Raw genomic sequence first — 17,329 nt, forward strand, 5'->3', positions numbered from 1 at the left:
CGGATTCCCGCGCGCCTCCCGTCGGGCGTCCTCGATCGAGAGCCCGCCCGCGGACGCGCTAACCCGTAGCAGCGGCTCCCGAGGCACCCCCTCACGGCCGGCGCCGATCCGCGCACGACTTCTGCGCCGAAACTTCCGGTTCGCCTGGTTCGCACAGCGACGAAGACGCCTGGGCACGGCCGTCTTCACGGAGAAGCTCCCGGGCTGCCCGTCTCCGCTCCTCCTGGGCTCGGGACCTGGTCGTCACCGAGGCTGGGTGCGGTCAGCGGCGGCTTTTAGGTCCGTTCGCGGCATCTGACCTCGGTAAGGGACAGGTCGAGGACGTACGCGGCCTGCCGAACTCGATCGTCCGCGTCCTACCGAGTTCTGACGCCACGTCTCACTGGAGTCCGAGGGCAGAGCCGTTCATAATTCAGGATGGATTCGATCTGGGGCCTCCAGATCCGCGTGATCTCGGGGCGCCGGTGACGTTCATCCTTCGTTGTGAACACAGTGGCCACGCGGCATCGCCCCCGGCTCGATCAGCTCGGTGTTTCGGACGGCGCCGTCGTGACTGTGGTGCCCTCGGCGATCCCGTCGCCGAGATCTCGATGAGGGAGCCCTCTGAGAGGCCGGTCCTGACGGGGACCGTGGTCCGTGTCGCACCGTCGGTGACACCGTCGCGAGGACGAGGGAGCCGCGTTGCGGGTGCGGATCACTGGTCTCCTCCGTCCTCGCAGGCGTCGAGTTGGGAGTCGTCAATGGTGTCCGGAAGATCAGGCAAGTCGCCTGACGCGGTCAGGTCGGGAACGGTCGCTCCGTTCCTGCGCAGGCAGTCGATCGTGAGCTGGTTGAGCATGCGGACCGCAGCATCCTCCTCGGCCGTGTAAGTGGGCTGCGCGCCGAGCTCGCTCCCGCACGCCATCGAGATCTCCTCGGCGCGCGGGTCGTCGTCGTGCGCGGCAGAGCCGTTGTCGACCACGCCGTTGCGGGCGAGGCAGGCGTTGTATTCGTCATCCCATTTCGCTGCTCTCTGCTCGGCGGCGTCGCGCAGAGAAAGTGCCTGCTCCTTCGTCATAGCGGCGGGCTGGGCGGAGGTGCAGCTGGCGAGGAGGACCGCGGCGAGCACAGTCGCCGAGAGCACACCGGCTCTGCGGAGAAGGGAAATCATGGTCTGTTCCTTTGTGGTCGGGAGGAAAGGAGCGTGCGAATCCAGGTCCTGAGCGACCCCTTTTTCTGACGGAGTGCACGTCGATCCGGTCATCGCCGACCGCTCCACTGTCACGAGCGACCACGGGAATAACCTGAGGAATGCAAGCAAATGGCGGGAAGCGACATCCCCATGCCACCCCCGTCGTCCCTGCGGCAGACGCCACACACGGCGACGACACCGGGTGTCTATTCCGCCGTTCCGCGGGTGGGATGCGCGGGCGTGTGACTTCTGGCTCGCAGAACTCCCTCTCCGGGCCGACCTTGGTGAACCGTCCGGCCGACGCGCCTCTACACCGCAGCTAGCGAGGATGACTCCTTGTCGAAAGGAATTCACCCATGTCGCTCGCGACCCGCTTGGCCGCCCTGGCTCAACCCTCCCCCAGCCCGTGGCGGCCCGACCGGATCGTCGCGCTCGATGTGGCCCGGTTCATTGCTCTGATCGGGATGTTCGGCGAGCACCTGCTCTCGACTAAGCACCCGGGGCTGGTTCAAGAGATCGTGACGGGGTTCCCCTCGACGATGTTTGCCGTGCTGGGCGGCGTCAGCGTGGCGGTCTCGACGCGAAGCCTGGTGACGGCGGGCCGGCCGGTGGCCGCGTGCGTGTCGGTCGCGGTGCGCGGGCTGATCATCGCGGTAATCGGGCTGATCCTGGGAGCCGTCCCGCTCGTGATCGTGATGGTCCTCGCCTACTACGGGGTCGCCCTGATCGCGGTGGCGTTCGTGCTCTGGTTGCCGACCTGGGTCCTCGCGATCGGGGCGGCAGCGCTCACGGCGGCCGGTCCGCACCTCATTCTCTGGGCGCGGACCACCTCGCCGAGCGGCGAGATCCCGTCACCGTCGTTCGAGAATCCGCACGACTTCCTCCAGACGATCTTCTTCACGGGCGCATACCCGGCCATCACCTGGATCACCTACATGGTGATCGGTGTGTGCGCCGGCCGAGTGCTGATCTCGGGGCGGCGGCTCCCGGGCGTGGCGATCATGATTCCGGGCGCCATCATGGCGATCGCCGGATTCGTCAGCGACATCCTGACCCGCCCGGCCGTGATGAGCACGCTCGAAGCGCAGGGGATGACGAGCGACGACGCCCGGGACCTGGTGCTCAAGCAGGGGTTCGGGACTCCGCTCGGCTCCGGCTGGCTCGCCATCCTCAACGCTTCACCCCACTCGGGAACGACCGCCGACGTGCTGCGGACGGCGGGGATGGCGCTGGTCATCCTCGCCGTGCTGGTCCTGACGATCCAGCGCGGCTCGCGCCCACTTCCTCTGCCAGTGCGCGTGATTGCCCGCGCGGGATCCGCTCCGCTCACCCTCTACATCGGGCACTTCTTCGGCTTCTACGCGTTGTTCGCGGTCGTGATACTGCTGCACGCGGACTGGCTGATGGGGCCGGGCGGGTTTGCGGTGCACACGCTGGCGGCGTTGGCGATCGGGGCATACCTCCTGCGGACGGGTCGGCGGGGGCCGCTTGAGGCGTTCGTCAGCAGACGGGTGCGGGAGGTGGTGCGGCGGCTCCCGTCCACGGTGTGAGGCAATTCGCGCCGGGCCTTGACTGGGCTTGACGAGGGAGTACCCTCGAGGAAAACGAAGGAGGACAGATGAACGCCGCATCCGATCGCTATCGGGAGGTGCTCCTCGACCGATTCAGCAGATCTGTCGACGAACTCCTCGACTCGCACGCCATCACGGACTTCTCCCAGGACGCTCTCGAGGCGACCACCACTTCGGCTCTCGCGGGAGTGCGCGAAGCGAACCGGGTGAACACCCAACTCGGAGCGTTCTACAGCAGCGACCGCGTCCGGACTCTGCTTGGCGGCGTCTCGCGCCAGGCCGTTACCGAGCGGGTCGCGAGCCACCGACTCCTCCGGGTCGAGACCTCCGATGGGAAGCTCCTGTTCCCTGCCTTCCAATTCCAGCCAACGGGAGAGATGCGGCCGCGGCTCGCGACACTCCTGCAGACCCTCTTGGCGACCGGCGAGAACAGCTGGACGGTCGCCTACTGGCTCACCACCCCGCTCGCTCCGTTCGACGGTCGAACGGCCCTCGATGTTCTCGACTCACGCCGGGCGGATGAGATTGAGGATCTGATGGAGCTGGCCGCGGACGACGCCGCATCGTGGCGCAGGGGTCCTCGTGGGGAGGTCTGAGAGCACGCTCCGGCCGCCCGATCCGGCGCTCGACCTTGCCCGTTTCCCCCTCCGCGAGCACCGGGGCGGGCAGCGGCTGCACCGGGCGCACCTGAAGTCTCTCAACCCGTGGTGGTTCTCGAGTTCGCAGGGGCGATTCGACCTTGCCGCGCCCCGGGGCACCCTCAACCTGGCGTCGTCGCGGGAGACGGCCGTGCGCGAGTCGCTGGGCGGCGTCCTCGCGACGGCCGCGGCGATTCCTGCCACCGTCGTGGCGGGTCGCGTGGTCAGCTCGCTCGAGCTCCCACGGAGCGGATTCGCCGACTTCGCCGCCGACAGTGCCAGCGCCTTCGGGATCGTGCCGGGAGACGTCGCGGCGCCCCGGGCGGACTACGGACTCACTCAGACCTGGGCGACCGCGATCGCCGCGGCCGGATTCGACGGGATCCGCTCGCGCTCCCGATTCGGCTCCGGCTGCTGCCTGTACGTCTTCGGGGCTGCCGGCGAGCATCCGCTCGGCCCGGTGCTCGCGACAACGACGATGCGCGCTGTCCTCGCCGAGATGCCGGGGATGACGATCGAGCCGACGCCGGCATCCGGGTCGCTGATCATCGATCCCTGAGTGCTCCGGGGTGCCTGCCCTCTGGCGCCGACCGCGACTTCGACCCGCGCGCCGTCGCGCGGCCGACGAGGTCGCTCACCGGCCGCCAGCGCGGGCCTCGATCGCGCGGGACGCCGTCCGCAGGGCGCGGAGCGAACGGAAACCGGACAGCGTGCTCGCACGCTCAATGCCGCGGTACACGCAGGCGGTGGAGATGGGGCGTGCGCCGCGGCAGTTAGCGCGCGTCCGCCGCCAGGAACGTGAGGACCGCGCGGACGCGGCGGTGGCCGGGGTCCTCGGCGGAGAGCCCGAGCTTCGAGAAAATGCTGCCGATGTGCTTGGCGACGGCGGCCTCCGAGACGACGAGGACGCGCGCGATGTCGGCGTTCGACATACCGGTCGCCATTCGCTCGAGCACCTCCCGCTCGCGGGCCGTGAGACCGGCCAGCGGTGAGCCGGGACCGTTGCGGTCGAGGACCTGCTGCACGACCTCCGGATCGATCACGGTGCCTCCCGCGCTGACCACGGCCAGCGAGGACAAGAAGTCGGAGACGCGGCCGACCCGGTCCTTCAAGAGATAGCCCACGCCGCCGGCGCCGTCAGCGAGCAACTCGCGGGCATAGGCGCCGGCAATGTACTGCGACAGGACGAGCACGGGCAGGCCGGGGTGCCGGGAGCGGAGGGCGAGGGCGGCATCGAGTCCGTCGTTGCGCCGGTGCGGCGGCATGCGGATGTCGGTGATGACGACGTCGACTCCGGTGCTCGAGGCGAGGGCTGCCTCGACGGCGGCCTCGAGCGCGGGCGCGTCAGCCACCGGCGTCACAATATGCCCGAAGCGCTCCAGAACGGAGGTGAGCCCGTCACGGAGGAGTACCGTGTCCTCGGCCAGGATGATGCGCACGATCGGGAACGCTAGCGCGGGGCACTGGGTCTCACCCTGGCTGGCGCCCTCGTCGGCGCGGCGGCGGTGCCGGAACCGCTAGCCCGGAACGCTGAGGACCAGGCGCGTCGGTCCCCCCGCCGGACTCGACAGATCGAGGGTGCCGCCGACGGTGGCCGCTCGCTCCTGCAGGCCCGCGAGGCCCGAGCCCCGGGAGGCGTCGGCCCCGCCGGTCCCGTCGTCCTCGACCGTCAGCGTCAGCCCGCTGTCGACCACGTCGATCCCGATGTCGACGGTCGTCGCAAAGGAGTGGCGCACGACGTTCGTGAGGGCCTCGCTCGCGACGAAGTAGGCGCACGCCTCGATCTCCGGGGCGAGACGCTCGGTCGAGCAGGCCCGCAGGGCCACCGGGATCGGGAGGCGGGCGGCGAGTTCGCGCACAGCCGCGGCGAGCCCGTGGTCGGTGAGCACGGCCGGGTGGATCCCGCGGACGGTGTTCCGCAGGTCGACGAGCGCGCCCTCGACGGCGTCGTGCGCGGCGGCCAGCGTCGCGCGCAGCCGGGCCGTGTCAGCGCCGGTGGCCGTGAGGTCGTCCGCGTCTAGCTCGGCAGTGCCGACCAGGAGGGCGGCGCTGACTAAGCGCTGCTGCACTCCGTCGTGCAGGTTTCGCTCGATGCTGTGCCGCTCGGCGTCGAAGGAGGTGACCAGCGTGGCGCGGGACGACGTGAGGTCCCGCACCTGCGCCTCCAGTTCCTCCGGCCGCGCAGAGAGCAGAACCCGCACCAGCGCGCCCTGGCCGAGCGCGAGGAGCGTGCCGAGGTACACGATGGCGAGCTCGATGAAGACCACGACGACCAAGGTCAGGACGAGGGTGAGCGGATCGCTGATGTCGAAGGTGTACCCGGTGATCGGCAGCGTCGGCGGGTGCTCAGAGTAGTAACCGTCGTCGTGCCGGTAGTAGTGCTCGAGAGCACTAGGAAAGGACGCGACGATCACGAGCATCAGGACGTTGAACCCGAGCACGACCGCGTGCAGGATCCCGAAAACAATCGCGACCATGACGTACGCGGTGTCACGCCACGTCGTTGCCTCGACGTACCGGATGGGCAGCCAGCGGTACCACTGCTTCCGCGGGATCGGCACATGCCCGGACGGGAGGCGCGGCTGACCGACAAGGCGCGCCCGTCGCCGCTCAAGGGCAGCGAAGGGCACGGCCCAGACGGGGACGATCAGGACAGTGACGATCGCGAGTGGGAGGACGAGGGCGGTGATCGCGATGCTGGTCAGCGCATAGGACAGGGCGCGCCACGGCCAGGACGAGAAGAGGAAGCCGGGGCGCAGTAGGGCGCGCCATCCGTTCGCCGCGGTACCGCGAGACTCCTGGGCAGGTGATGAGGGTGCGGTGGAGGGCATGGCGCCCACAGTAGGAGCCGGGCGGGCCGAACGCCCGGGTGCGCCAGAGAGGATGGGGGTAGCGCTAGCACCACCTCGGGAGGGGAGTGCGCACGATCGACCAGCCGCGGCCAGGCTGGTCGACTCGCGGCATGGCAGATCATCAGCAGAACGCAGCCCGCACGACCGAACCGCTCGTCGAGGCGGTGGGCATCACGAAGTCGTTTCGCGCCAGTCGCGGAGCGCCGAGCGTCGATGTCCTCACTGACGTGTCGCTCCGGGTGCACCGTGGCGAGTTCGTGGCGATTGTTGGGCCGAGCGGATCCGGCAAGTCGACGCTGCTCTACTGCCTCTCCTCGTTTGAGGCGCCGACCTCGGGGCGCGTCAGAATCGCGGGCACCGCTGTCGGCACCCTCAATGGCGCCGCGCTCGCCCTCTTCAGGCGGAAGACGGTCGGCTTCGTGTTCCAGCGGTTCAACCTGGTTCCCTCGCTCAGTGCCCGAGAGAACGTGGCGCTCGCTGGCCGCCTCGCACGGCTGCGGGACGCGACAGCGCAGGCCGACAAGGCACTCGCGGCCGTGGGGCTGAGCGACCGGGCCCAGCACTCGCCGGGTCACTTGTCGGGCGGCCAGCGGCAGCGTGTCGCGATCGCGCGGGCGCTGGCGGCGGATCCGGCAGTCGTCTTCGCGGACGAGCCGACCGGCTCTCTCGACGGGGCGTCCGGGGCCCGGGTGCTCGCGCTGCTGCGCTCGCTGGCGTCCGGCAAGCGCTCGGTCGTGATGGTGACCCACGACCTCGACGCGGCGACCCTCGCCGACCGCGTCCTCGTGCTGAGAGACGGGCGGATTCACGCCGAGCTCGCCTCTCCGACGCGGCCGCAGATCCTCGCTGCGCTGGACGCGGCGACGAGGGCCGACGCGACGGACGTGGACGCATGATCCGCCTGATCCTGGCCGGTGCCGTCTCTGTGGGGCGCGGGATCGTCGTGCTGCCGTCGATCCCGGTCGCCGGCCGAGTAAGCACGCTTGATGCCGCGGTGCACGCTTGATCGGGACAGTGAGCGTGCGCCGCGGCATCGAGCGCGCGGCGCGTCAGCGGGCGAGCTGCTGCTCGACGAAGGCGCGGATCCCCGTGGTGGGGTGGCCGATCAGTCGGGCGAGGGAGCCGTCGGTCTCACCGAGGAGGCCGTCGGCGATGTTCGCGTCGAGTCCGACGACGAAGCCGACTCCGCCCTCGGGGACGCCGGCCTCGGCGAGGATGCGCGCGTGCTCGTCCGCGGAGACGTGGCGGATCGAGGCGTCGCGGCCGGCGATCTCGGCGACGAGGGCGGCCAGCTCATCGAAGGTCCAGGCGGTGTCGCCCGAGAGCTCGTGCACGGTGCCGACCAGGGAGGCGTCGGTCAGGGCGACTGCCGCGGCCTCGGCGTAGTCGCTCCGTGCGGCACTCGCGACGCGGCCTTCACCGGCGCTCGAGAGGGTGGTGCCGGTGGTCGCGAGTTCGCTCACGGTCTGCGCGTAGTTCTCGTTGTACCAGCCGTTGCGGAGGATGACGGCGGGGAGTCCCGCAGCGGCGATTGCCTCCTCCGTCGCCTTGTGCTCGGGGGCCAGGATCAGCGGGCTGGTGGTCGCCTTCGGGGCACTCGTGTAGACGAGGCGGGCGCCGGCGCGGGCCGCCGCTTCGATCGCGGCGGTGTGCTGCGCGACGCGCTTGCCCACCTCCGAACCCGAGACGAGCAGGACGGCCTCGGCTCCCGCGAAGGCGGCGTCGAGCGAGGCGGGATCCTCGAAGTCGGCCACGGCGGTACGGACGCCGAGGCCGAGGGCCTCGAGCTTCGCGGTGTCTCGGCCGGTGGCGAGGATGTCGGAGGCGGCAGTGCCGCGGGCGAGCAGGTGTTCGATGGCAAGGCGGCCGAGATGGCCGGTGGCTCCAGTGACGACCAGGGTCATAGGGGGGTCCTTCCTAGGGGCAGGGCGGCGAATCCGCCGCTCCGGGGTGCAACGGGGGTGGCACTGAGATGCTTCCCGACATGCGGTCCCCACTCTCTCGCTCTCGGCAGAAATCGTGCCTGGGGGGCTTCTCCTGCGCGCCGCGGGTCGCAATGCTGGTGCGAAGGCACCATTTCAGGGGCCGTCTTCTCCCGGTTGGAGTACAGGTGCGACCCTTCGACGACTGGATGCCCGCGCCCGTCACGCCCGCAGTGCAGCTGACCGGCGACGCCGCGGCGGCCTGGATGCTCACGCTCGGCTGGAAGGAGCCGCGAGCGGGCGGGCTCCGGATCGCCGGCGACGCGGCCCACGACTCCGGCTTCTCGATCGCCCGCGTGCAACACTCGCCCGGCCGGGTTGAAGTGGTCCACGAGGGGCCGGGCGTGGGCGTGCTGCTGGTCACCGAGGGCGAACTGCGGATCAGCGATGCCGACAAGCCGATCCGGGGCGCGCTGCTGTTCCCTACTCCCGCGTGCTTCACCCTCGAGAGCGCGACGCCCTTCGCCGTGGTCGAGCTCGTCTACGGCGCCGCGCACCTCGCGGAATTCTGGATGCCGCTGCCGGAGCAACCGACCGTGGTCAGGCCCGAGACCGCGGCGCTGCAGTTCCTCCTCCCCACGGCGATCGCGGCTCTGGAGGCACGACCCGGCCCCGAGGCGCCGAGCTGGCCGCTGCTGCGCGAAATGTTCGCGATGCTGATCAGCGGGCTCGTCGTCGAGTCAGGGCAGAACGGTGGGAATCTGGTGCGCGCCGCCACCGAGGTGATCGCGCGCGACCGGGAGGATGCGGACGTCGACGTGCCGGCGCTGGCCGCGGAGCTGGGGGTGACAGTGGGCGAGCTGGAGGCGGCGTTCGCGGGGGCGGGGAAAACTCCAGGCGGTGTGCTGCGTGCGGCTCGGGCGGCGGGGGCGCGCACGATGCTCGCGCGGCGGCCGGGGGCGACGGAGTCGGACCTCGCGGCGGTCGCGGAGCTGGCAGGCTTCAGGACGGTGGGCGAGATGCTGGAGGCAATCAGGGAGGAGCAGGGGCGCTTGCTGTGAGCGGCGGTCTCGCGACCGGGCCGGGTACTCCTGAGCAGGAGCCCCCACCGACCACTCGTTCACGTCGCGTTCAGGCCGCGGTCACCTCCGCACCGCATCCCGGTTCGCCGGATTTGGTTCGCTCGTCGCACTCCACGCCTGCGACACCGAAGGACGCGATCACGATGACCGACACCTCCCGCCGACTCCTGCTACCGATGACCGGCCACGTCAGAGGGAAGCGCAGCCCCGTCACCTGCGCGCTGAAGTGCGCGAACGCGTGCTCCATCGCGACCTGCAACACCTCGCGCAACAGCTACTTCCGCGACATCGTCTCATCGCAGCTCTCGCGCCGCAGCGCGCTCGGACTGGGCCTCGCAGGTGCGGTTACCGTGGCCGTCGCCTCGGCCTCGGGCGCGCCCGCCGCGGAGGCCGCCACCACCGACTCCCCGCTCGCCTTCACTCCGATCGCGCCGGTGCCGTACCTGACCGACGAGTTCACGGTGCCGACCGGCTTCGCCTGGCAGCCGATCATCCGCTGGGGCGACCCGCTCTTCGCCGACAGCCCCGCCTTCTCGCTGGAGAACCAGACGGAGGCGGCGCAGTCCGCGCAATTCGGCTACAACAACGACTACACCGACATCGTCGAGATCCCGGGATCGCAGCGGCTACGCGCGTTGCTCGTCGTGAACCACGAGTACACGAACGAGAGCATCATGTTCCCGGCCGCGCAGCTCGAGGGCGAGCGGGAGCGGGTGCGCGCCGTCGGCCGAGCGGCCCACGGGCTCAGCGTGGTCGAGCTGGTCCGCACCGCGGTCGACCGCCCGTGGACGTACGTCCGCGGCGGCGCGCTCAACCGCCGCTACCTGCTCAACACGCCCTACCAGGTCACCGGCGCCGCCGCCGGCTCCGACCTGCTCAAGACGGTCGCCGACCCCTCCGGCCGGACGGTGCTGGGGACGCTCGCCAACTGCTCGGGAGGAACCACGCCGTGGGGAACGATCCTCTCGGGCGAGGAGAACTTCAACGGCTACTTCCGTGTCTCCGGCACGAATGCCGCCGAGAAGCGGTACGGACTCGTCGACTCCGAGACCTCGCGGCACTGGGAACTCGACGACCCCCGCTTCGACGCGCGGACCCCGGGCTACGAGAACGAGCCGAACCGCTTCGGCTGGATCGTGGAGTTCGACCCGTTCGACCCCACCTCGACCCCGAAGAAGCACACCGCGCTCGGCCGCCTCAAGCACGAGGGCGCCAATGTGATCATTGCCCCGGATGGCCGCGTGGCCGCCTACATGGGCGACGACGAGCGCTTCGACTACCTCTACAAGTTCGTCTCGAAGAAGCGCTACATCGAGGGCGACCGTGCCCACAACATGACGCTGCTGGAGGAGGGCGACCTCTTCGTCGCCCGCTTCACCGGCGACTCCCCCGTCGCCGAGATCACCGGCACGGGAGCCGTCCCCTCGGACGGCAGCTTCGACGGGATCGGCGAGTGGCTGCCGCTGGTGGTCGGCGGCGCCTCCGCGATCGCCGGGATGAGCGTGCAGGAGGTGCTCGTGCACACGCGCCAGGCGGCGGACCTCGCTGGCGCCACGAAGATGGACCGCTGCGAGGACGTGCAGCCGAGCCTGATCAGCGGCCGGATCTACGTGGCCTGCACCAACAATTCCGCCCGCGGGACCGAGGGCAAGGAGGGTGCGACCGAGGTCAACCCGCGCACCGAGAACCGCGACGGTCACATTGTCGAGATCATCGAGGACGGCGGCGACCAGACCGGCCGCACCTTCACCTGGAACCTGCTGATGCTCTGCGGTGACCAGGCGCAGGGCGACGTCGTCTACTTCTCGGGCTTCCCGGCCGACCAGGTCTCGCCAATCTCATGCCCGGACAACCTGGCCTTCGACTCGGTCGGGAACCTCTGGATCTCGACCGACGGCGCTCCCACCGGCATCGGCTACAACGACGGGCTCTTCAAGGTGACCCTCGACGGCGCCTCCCGCGGCAAGGTGGAGCAGTTCCTCTCGCTGCCGCGCGATGCCGAGACCTGCGGTCCGATCGTGCACGACCGTGACCAGCACGTGTTCGTGGCGGTGCAGCACCCGGGCGAGGACGGCACCTTCGAGGCGCCGAACTCGCTGTTCCCGGACTACGGATCGACGGCGGCCGGAGCGGTGGCGGCGCCGCGACCGACGATCGTGCAGATTCTGCCGGCCGCGCAGGTCGTGCAGCCCGGGGCGACTCCTGGGCAGACTCCTGGGCAGACGGGTGCGCCGACCGGAAGCCCGAGCGTCGACGCGCCGATGGCGCCGACGTCCTCACCCGCCCAGGCGCCCGTCGCGCCGCCGGTGGGCGGCTCGGGCGGGAAGCTCGCCTCCACTGGCGTCGAGGGCGCTGGCCTCATTGCCAGCGCAACCGCCCTGCTGGCGGTAGGCGCCGCCGCGGTAGGACTGGGTGCCCGTCGCCGCCAGGCCGAGGACGAATCCGAGGCGTGAGGGGGCGGCGGGGGATGCCCGCCGCCCCCTCACGCCCGTGCGCTAGGTTGATCGCGATGCCGACCCTCAGGAGCCGCGAGTCGGCAGTGATCGCCGCGGTGCAGCGCGCACCCTTGACGCGTCCCCTCCTCCCGATTGCCCGCGGGCTGAGCCTCGTCGGCGAACACGCCGCGGGCTGGCTGCTGCTGGGAGTGGTCGCGGCGTTCCTGGATCCCTCGCGGTTCTGGGCATGGGCGCTCTGCGACGTCGCGATCGTGGTGGCGCATGGGCTCTCGATCGTGGTGAAGCGCGTGGTGCGCCGGCCTCGTCCGCACGGCGAAGGCGTGCAGGTGCTCGGGACGGCGCCGAGCAAGCTCAGCTTCCCGAGTTCGCACGCGTCGTCCACGACGGCTGCCGCGATCGTGTTCGCCGTGATGCTGCCGGGGCTCTGGCCGCTGGCGGTGCTCGTGGTGGTCGCGATGCTTTTCTCGCGGCTGGCGCTGGGAATGCATTTCCCGACCGATGTGCTCGCGGGGGCGTTGCTCGGCACGCTGGCGGCCCTCGCCGCGCTGCCGCTGCTGCCCGCACTGTCCTTCTGAGCCGGCGATCATCCGACGCTCCGAGACGGTTGTGTTCATAACTCAGGAAAGATTGCCGCGCGGGCACGGGAACAAGCGGATCTCGCGGCGGTCGGACGAATCCTTCCTGAGTTATGAACCGAACCGGGTTATGAACCACACAGGGTTATGAACCACACCCGCCCGGCTGCGCCGATCGTCAGAGCAGACGCCGTGCGGACGCCCACGCGGTGAGCTCGTAGCGCGACGAGAGCTGGAGCTTGCGCAACACTGCCGACACGTGCGACTCCACTGTCTTCACCGAGATGAACAGCTCAGCCGCCGCCTCCTTGTAGGCGTAGCCGCGGGCGATCAGCCGCATAACCTCCCGCTCACGGGCCGAGAGCCGGTCGAGCTCGTCGCCTGACTCCGCCTGCTCGCCCGCGAGCGCGCCGAACGCGTCGAGCACGAAGCCGGCCAGCCGCGGCGAAAACACGGCGTCGCCGCCCGCCACCGCCAGCACCGCCCGGCTCACCTCCGCTCCACTGCTGGCCTTGGTGATGTAGCCGCGGGCGCCGGCACGAATCACGCCGACCACGTCCTCCGCCGCGTCCGAGACGCTCAGCGCTAGGAACCGCGACGGCGAACCAGCGCTGCGCCGCAGCACCTCCGCGCCGCCTCCACCGGCGCCACCTGGCAGGTGAACGTCGAGCAGTACCACCTCGGGGTTGAGCGACGCGACGAGGGACACGGCGGAGTCGACGTCGGCCGCCTCGCCCACGACCTCAAGTTCGGGCGCCAGGTCGGCGCGGAGGCCGGAGCGGAAGATGGAGTGGTCGTCGACCAGTAGCACGCGGGTCACCGCTCGACCTCCGCCGGGAGCCGCAGGTGCACCTCGGTGCCGGTGCCGCCGACGCCGGGACGCACGCTCGCGCTGCCGCCGGCACGAGCCATCCGCCCGATGATCGACTCGCGGATGCCGAGGCGGTCGCCCGGAACCTCGTCGAGGTCCACCCCGGGGCCACGGTCACGGACGAACACGTCGACCCCCAGGGCCGAGGACTCGAGGTAGACGGAGACGTCGCCGCCGGCGTGGCGCGCGGCATTGAGCACCGCCTCGCGGGTCGCGGCGAGCAGCGGAGCGGCTCCGGGCACCGATGCGCCGACCGCCACCACCTCCAGGTGGACGGGGTAGTCGAGTTCGACCGCGGCGGCGATCGCGCGGATCTCGGCGGCGAGGTCGTTCGTGACAGGGACATCACGCTCGAACAGCCAGTCGCGCAGCTCGCGCTCCTGGGCGCGGGCGATCCGGGCGACCTCGCTGGAGGCGCCCGCGCGGTTCTGGATGAGCGCGAGGGTCTGCAACACGGAGTCGTGCAGGTGCGCGGCGATCTCGGCCCGCTGCTCCTCGCGCACGCGGGCGGCGCGCTCGCCCATCAGCTCGGACCACAGGGTGACCACGCGCGGCGCCGCCAGCACGCCCGCGGCTACGAGGAGAACGCCCACGGCGAGCACCGCGTTCAGGGCGCTGGGTCGGCTGATCAGCACCGCGCCACCCGCGAGCACGAGCAGCGCGCACGTGGCGAGGCGGACAGCGGGGCCGTATCGCGCCGAGCGCGCCGGGTCGCCGCGGTCGGGGCCGAGACTCCAGCCGACCGCGCCGCCCGCAAGTAGGCCGACCGCGACGAGGGCTCGAGTGATGTCGGCGTCGTCGCCACGGACATGAGCGATCAGGACGGTGAGCGTCGCGGCGGCCGCGGCGAGCGCGAGCAGGCCGGCGACCGGGGTTCGGCGGCGGACGGCCGGATCGGCGTCCGGCCTCTCGAGCGGAGCGAGGGGGACCAGCGCCCACAGCCAGAGGTAGAGCAGCGCGCCACTGCCGCCGAGGGCGGTCGTCGCGAGGGCGAGGACGCGGGTCGCTCGGACGCTCCAGCCGAGGTGCTCGGCGAGCGCGGCACAGACTCCGCCCAGCAGGACCGAGCGCGCGCGCCGCAGGGGAGGACGGACGACCGTGCCGGGGAGTGTGCTCACCCCTGCATACAAACAGGTCGGCCGCGGCTGCGGGTCGGAGTCGGGGTCGGATCAGGGGTTCCCCCGATGTCCGGGGTCCTCGCCTCACGGGAGACTCGCAGCATGACAGCAGAGAGCACGACACCACCGGACGGCGGCTCCACGGAGACGGGTGGTGCGCGGGAGGAGCCGACCGGGGTCCGGGAGGGCACGGTGAGCGGTGGATCGACGCCTTCCGGTGCGGCGTCGGAGGGGCCGTCGTCCACCGGTCCGACCTCCGGGGGTCCGACCTCCGAGGCCCCCACCTCCGCCGGAACCCCGCCGCCGATTCCCGAGAACCGTTTCGTACTCTGGCTCCGCGGACTCGATCTGCCACGCCGACCTGGCTGGATCGGCGGCGTCTGCGCAGGGATCGCCGATCGCCTCGGGATCGATCCGCTGATCGTGCGCGGCATCGTGATCGTCGTCGCCGTACTCGGCGGGCCGGCGCTCCTCTTCTACGCGGCGGCCTGGCTGCTGCTCCCCGACCAGGACGGCGCGCTGCCGGTCGAGCGGCTGCTACGCGGCTCCTTCGACCGCATCCACGCCGCGATCGGCGCGCTGGTACTCGCCTCGATGCTGCCGATGGCGCAGGGCTTTTGGTCACTCGGCGGGGCGTACACGGGAGCGATCCCCTGGTCGCCGATGACGGGCCGCACGCTGTGGTCGTCGGGCGTGCTGGCTCTGATCGTGGCGTTCGTGATCTGGATTGTGCGCCGCAGCGGGCGGTCGAGCGCGCCACCTCCCGCCACCGTCGCGGCGCAGCCGACCGAGCCGCTCGCTCCGCAGGATGCGCGCCCCTCCTCCCCCGAGGCCCTCGCCGAATGGCGGGAGCGTCAGGCGGCGTGGCGCGCCGAGAGGGAGGCGTTCCGCGCCCAGCAGAGCGTGTCGGCCCACGAGACAGCCCGCGCCCGTGCGGAGGAGGCGCACCGTGCCGCCGCCGCCATCACCGCGGCCCGCCTGGAGCGGCGGCGCCTGCGCCGGGCCGCGAATCCGCGACTGCGGGCGAGCCTCACGCTGCTCGCGATCGGCGCGGCAGCCCTCACCGGTGCGCTCGTCTCGCTGACCGCCTCCGGACCGACGGCAACCGTCGTCGGATTCGCTACCGCCGCGCTGGTGCTCGGCGCCGTGATCGTGCTCGCCGCACTGTTGAAGCGGCGGGCGGTCATGCTGATCGCGTTCTCCGTGGTCGCGCTGCTGACGGCGACCTCGTCGGCGCTCCTCCCGACCGATCGCACGCTCCTGCCGGTGCTGGGGGGAACCTACACCTTCTCGAACGGGACGCCCGGGAGGTACTCGACGCTTCTGGCGAGCGACCTGCACGTGCGGGTCGTTCCCGGCTTCGAGCGCAACGGCGAGCTCGATCTCTGGATCGGCGTCGGCGTCGTCACGGTCGAGGCGATGCAGGGGACGGCGGTGCGGATCGAGACCACCTCCGAAGACACCGGGCTTCGGGTCATCGACCCCGACAGCGGCAAGACCGAGGCGCCGCGCGAGGTCAGCACGCTCGACGGACGGACGATGTGGACGCAGACATTCGGCGATCCGACCGCGACGCCGTTCGTGGTGCGCATCACGCAGGAGAGCGGCTCGATCAACGTCTACGGCTCCACTCGGGCCTCCGCGCCCGACGGTGGTAGCGACGCCACTCCGGCGCCCGACGCCACCCCGGCGCCCGACGCCACTCCGGCGCCCGACGCCACTCCCGCATCCGACACCACAACAGGAGCCGCACGATGACCATGCAGACCACTCCCACCGCCCCGCGTCCGCGGATCCGCGTCGGCGCAGTCCTTTACGGACTGGTGGCGATCGCCGCCTCCGCCGGTCTGCTCGCGATCTCGGCCGACCCGGTACTACGCGCGGCAGTGGTCGACCGCGGGCTCGCCCTCGAACCAGGCACCGTCTTCGCGCTGATCATCGCCGCGTTCGGCACGATCGCGCTGCTCCTCGGCCTCACGCGGTTCCTCGACCGGCGGTCCAGGAGCGACGAGGGCTGAGGTCCCGGTGCTCGCAACCAAGGTCAGCTGCTTGTTTCCGGCGGTGAACAAGCCGTCACGAGTCTCTGAACCTCGGTTGCGAGCGCGTCCGGCGGTCCCAGCGCCTCACGCGACAGGCGTGCGCGTGACGATCGCCACGACGAACAGCGCCGCCCACAGCGCTCCGCAGATCAGCAGCCGCAGATTGCCGAGCACGAGTTCCTCGGGCGCCGCGGCGCGCCCACGCTCGATGTCGAGCGCGTACAGGAACAGCGCCGCTCCGAATGGCACGACCGACGCGATCGACACCAGCGAATTCTCGCCGTTGATGAACAGCGCCCAGAGCGCGTAGGAGATCATCGTCAGGGAGGCGGCGACCGACCACACGAAGCGCAGGTAGCCCTGCGTGTACACCTTCAGCGTGGCGCGGGTGTGGGCTCCCTCGTGCCCCTCGCTCTGCAGCTTCTCCGAGTAGCGTTTGCCCGCGACCATGAAGAGGGAGCCGGACGAGACGGCGAGCAGGAACCACTGTGTCAGCGGGATGTCAGCGACCGCGGCGCCCGAGATCGCGCGGAGCACGAAACCACCGGCCACGACCAGGATGTCGATCACCGGCTCCTCCTTCAGCCAGATGCAGTAGGCGATTTGCATCACGAGGTAGCCGGCGAGCGTGGCGGCGAACCACGTGAATCCGGCCACGAACGTCACGAGCACCGGCGCGAGCATCAGCACGACGGCCGCCACCCATGCCGCGCGGAGGGGCAGCGCGCCCGAGGCGATGGGGCGGAAGCGCTTCTTCGGGTGCAGGCGGTCGGACTCGACGTCAAGCAGGTCGTTGAGCAGGTAGCCGCCGGAGGAGGCGAGGCTGAATGCCACGATGGCGATCAGGCTCGAGGCGAGGATCTCGGGCTCGAAGATGCGCGCCGAGGCGACCGGCGCGGCGAGCACGAGCACATTCTTCAGCCATTGACGCGGTCGCAGGGCGACGACCAGCGCACGAGCGGAGTTCACGGCGTCTCTCTCTCGGAGAACGCGGCCGAGGCGGCCGAGGCGGACGGAACGGGGAGAACGGACTC

16 protein-coding genes are annotated in these 17,329 nt (G+C 70.9%); 9 read left to right on the forward strand and 7 right to left on the reverse strand.

The annotated features are described in order from the left end of the window. Positions 1 to 694 precede the first annotated feature (694 nt). Positions 695 to 1,150 (reverse strand): hypothetical protein, encoded by a 456-nt coding sequence (locus HRF29_RS09380; protein ID WP_173248129.1) that lies wholly within the window; start codon positions 1,148 to 1,150, stop codon positions 695 to 697. Between the two features lie 377 nt (positions 1,151 to 1,527). Between HRF29_RS09380 and HRF29_RS09385 the strand changes: the two genes are divergently transcribed. From HRF29_RS09385 to HRF29_RS09395, 3 genes are all read left to right on the forward strand, one after another. Continuing rightward, positions 1,528 to 2,721 carry a heparan-alpha-glucosaminide N-acetyltransferase domain-containing protein gene (locus HRF29_RS09385; protein WP_173248131.1) on the forward strand — a complete coding sequence of 398 codons (1,194 nt, stop codon included), beginning with the start codon at positions 1,528 to 1,530 and terminating at the stop codon, positions 2,719 to 2,721. Positions 2,722 to 2,789: 68 nt separating this feature from the next. Next, on the forward strand, positions 2,790 to 3,338 hold the full coding sequence (locus HRF29_RS09390; protein WP_173248133.1) for an antitoxin Xre/MbcA/ParS toxin-binding domain-containing protein: 549 nt from the start codon (positions 2,790 to 2,792) through the stop codon (positions 3,336 to 3,338). Beyond that, a complete protein-coding gene (locus HRF29_RS09395; RefSeq protein WP_173248135.1) occupies positions 3,325 to 3,939 on the forward strand; it encodes an RES domain-containing protein in 615 nt (204 codons plus the stop codon). The genes HRF29_RS09390 and HRF29_RS09395 overlap by 14 nt, the downstream gene beginning before the upstream one ends. 214 nt (positions 3,940 to 4,153) lie before the next feature. On the opposite strand, the gene HRF29_RS09400 is transcribed toward HRF29_RS09395, so the two are convergent. Beyond that, on the reverse strand, positions 4,154 to 4,819 hold the full coding sequence (locus HRF29_RS09400; protein WP_343043706.1) for a LuxR C-terminal-related transcriptional regulator: 666 nt from the start codon (positions 4,817 to 4,819) through the stop codon (positions 4,154 to 4,156). 78 nt (positions 4,820 to 4,897) lie between these two features. Continuing rightward, a complete protein-coding gene (locus HRF29_RS09405) occupies positions 4,898 to 6,211 on the reverse strand; it encodes a sensor histidine kinase (RefSeq protein WP_173248137.1) in 1,314 nt (437 codons plus the stop codon). Positions 6,212 to 6,342: 131 nt separating this feature from the next. On the opposite strand from HRF29_RS09405, the gene HRF29_RS09410 reads away from it, so the two are divergent. Beyond that, positions 6,343 to 7,128, forward strand: a complete 786-nt coding sequence (locus tag HRF29_RS09410) for an ABC transporter ATP-binding protein (RefSeq protein ID WP_173248139.1) — start codon at positions 6,343 to 6,345, stop codon at positions 7,126 to 7,128. A 153-nt stretch (positions 7,129 to 7,281) separates the two neighbouring features. Here HRF29_RS09410 and HRF29_RS09415 read toward each other — a convergent pair whose 3' ends face one another. Then, positions 7,282 to 8,136 (reverse strand): NAD(P)H-binding protein, encoded by an 855-nt coding sequence (locus tag HRF29_RS09415; RefSeq protein ID WP_173248141.1) that lies wholly within the window; start codon positions 8,134 to 8,136, stop codon positions 7,282 to 7,284. 206 nt (positions 8,137 to 8,342) lie between these two features. On the opposite strand from HRF29_RS09415, the gene HRF29_RS15165 reads away from it, so the two are divergent. The 3 genes from HRF29_RS15165 (at position 8,343) to HRF29_RS09430 (ending at position 12,267) form a co-directional block, all read left to right on the forward strand. Next, positions 8,343 to 9,215 (forward strand): hypothetical protein, encoded by an 873-nt coding sequence (locus HRF29_RS15165; protein WP_173248143.1) that lies wholly within the window; start codon positions 8,343 to 8,345, stop codon positions 9,213 to 9,215. Positions 9,216 to 9,379: 164 nt separating this feature from the next. Continuing rightward, positions 9,380 to 11,689 (forward strand): PhoX family protein, encoded by a 2,310-nt coding sequence (locus tag HRF29_RS09425; RefSeq protein ID WP_173248145.1) that lies wholly within the window; start codon positions 9,380 to 9,382, stop codon positions 11,687 to 11,689. A 56-nt stretch (positions 11,690 to 11,745) separates the two neighbouring features. Then, entirely contained in the window at positions 11,746 to 12,267 is a 522-nt protein-coding gene (locus HRF29_RS09430) for a phosphatase PAP2 family protein (protein ID WP_173248148.1), read from the forward strand. A 178-nt stretch (positions 12,268 to 12,445) separates the two neighbouring features. Here the strand turns inward: HRF29_RS09430 and HRF29_RS09435 are convergent, their stop codons facing one another. Then, entirely contained in the window at positions 12,446 to 13,087 is a 642-nt protein-coding gene (locus HRF29_RS09435; RefSeq protein ID WP_173248150.1) for a LuxR C-terminal-related transcriptional regulator, read from the reverse strand. Then, on the reverse strand, positions 13,084 to 14,256 hold the full coding sequence (locus HRF29_RS09440; RefSeq protein ID WP_343043707.1) for an ATP-binding protein: 1,173 nt from the start codon (positions 14,254 to 14,256) through the stop codon (positions 13,084 to 13,086). The genes HRF29_RS09435 and HRF29_RS09440 overlap by 4 nt, the downstream gene beginning before the upstream one ends. Positions 14,257 to 14,358: 102 nt before the next feature. Between HRF29_RS09440 and HRF29_RS09445 the strand changes: the two genes are divergently transcribed. Both HRF29_RS09445 and HRF29_RS09450 read left to right on the forward strand, forming a co-directional pair. Further along, positions 14,359 to 16,014 (forward strand): PspC domain-containing protein, encoded by a 1,656-nt coding sequence (locus HRF29_RS09445; protein WP_173248152.1) that lies wholly within the window; start codon positions 14,359 to 14,361, stop codon positions 16,012 to 16,014. Then, positions 16,011 to 16,274, forward strand: a complete 264-nt coding sequence (locus HRF29_RS09450) for a hypothetical protein (protein ID WP_173248154.1) — start codon at positions 16,011 to 16,013, stop codon at positions 16,272 to 16,274. Before HRF29_RS09445 ends, HRF29_RS09450 begins: the two co-directional genes overlap by 4 nt. Positions 16,275 to 16,379: 105 nt before the next feature. Here the strand turns inward: HRF29_RS09450 and HRF29_RS09455 are convergent, their stop codons facing one another. Further along, on the reverse strand, positions 16,380 to 17,264 hold the full coding sequence (locus HRF29_RS09455; RefSeq protein ID WP_173248156.1) for a decaprenyl-phosphate phosphoribosyltransferase: 885 nt from the start codon (positions 17,262 to 17,264) through the stop codon (positions 16,380 to 16,382). Positions 17,265 to 17,329 lie beyond the last annotated feature (65 nt).

The organism is Rathayibacter agropyri (assembly GCF_013249015.1).
In the GTDB taxonomy this organism is placed as follows: domain Bacteria; phylum Actinomycetota; class Actinomycetes; order Actinomycetales; family Microbacteriaceae; genus Rathayibacter; species Rathayibacter agropyri.

Coding starts and splice junctions, on each gene's coding strand:
- HRF29_RS09380 (WP_173248129.1), bottom strand. CDS start 1,150: ATGATTTCCCTTCTCCGCAGAGCCGGTGTGCTCTCGGCGACTGTGCTC.
- HRF29_RS09390 (WP_173248133.1), top strand. CDS start 2,790: ATGAACGCCGCATCCGATCGCTATCGGGAGGTGCTCCTCGACCGATTC.
- HRF29_RS09410 (WP_173248139.1), top strand. CDS start 6,343: ATGGCAGATCATCAGCAGAACGCAGCCCGCACGACCGAACCGCTCGTC.
- HRF29_RS09450 (WP_173248154.1), top strand. CDS start 16,011: ATGACCATGCAGACCACTCCCACCGCCCCGCGTCCGCGGATCCGCGTC.
- HRF29_RS09430 (WP_173248148.1), top strand. CDS start 11,746: ATGCCGACCCTCAGGAGCCGCGAGTCGGCAGTGATCGCCGCGGTGCAG.
- HRF29_RS09425 (WP_173248145.1), top strand. CDS start 9,380: ATGACCGACACCTCCCGCCGACTCCTGCTACCGATGACCGGCCACGTC.
- HRF29_RS09415 (WP_173248141.1), bottom strand. CDS start 8,136: ATGACCCTGGTCGTCACTGGAGCCACCGGCCATCTCGGCCGCCTTGCC.
- HRF29_RS09405 (WP_173248137.1), bottom strand. CDS start 6,211: ATGCCCTCCACCGCACCCTCATCACCTGCCCAGGAGTCTCGCGGTACC.
- HRF29_RS09385 (WP_173248131.1), top strand. CDS start 1,528: ATGTCGCTCGCGACCCGCTTGGCCGCCCTGGCTCAACCCTCCCCCAGC.
- HRF29_RS09445 (WP_173248152.1), top strand. CDS start 14,359: ATGACAGCAGAGAGCACGACACCACCGGACGGCGGCTCCACGGAGACG.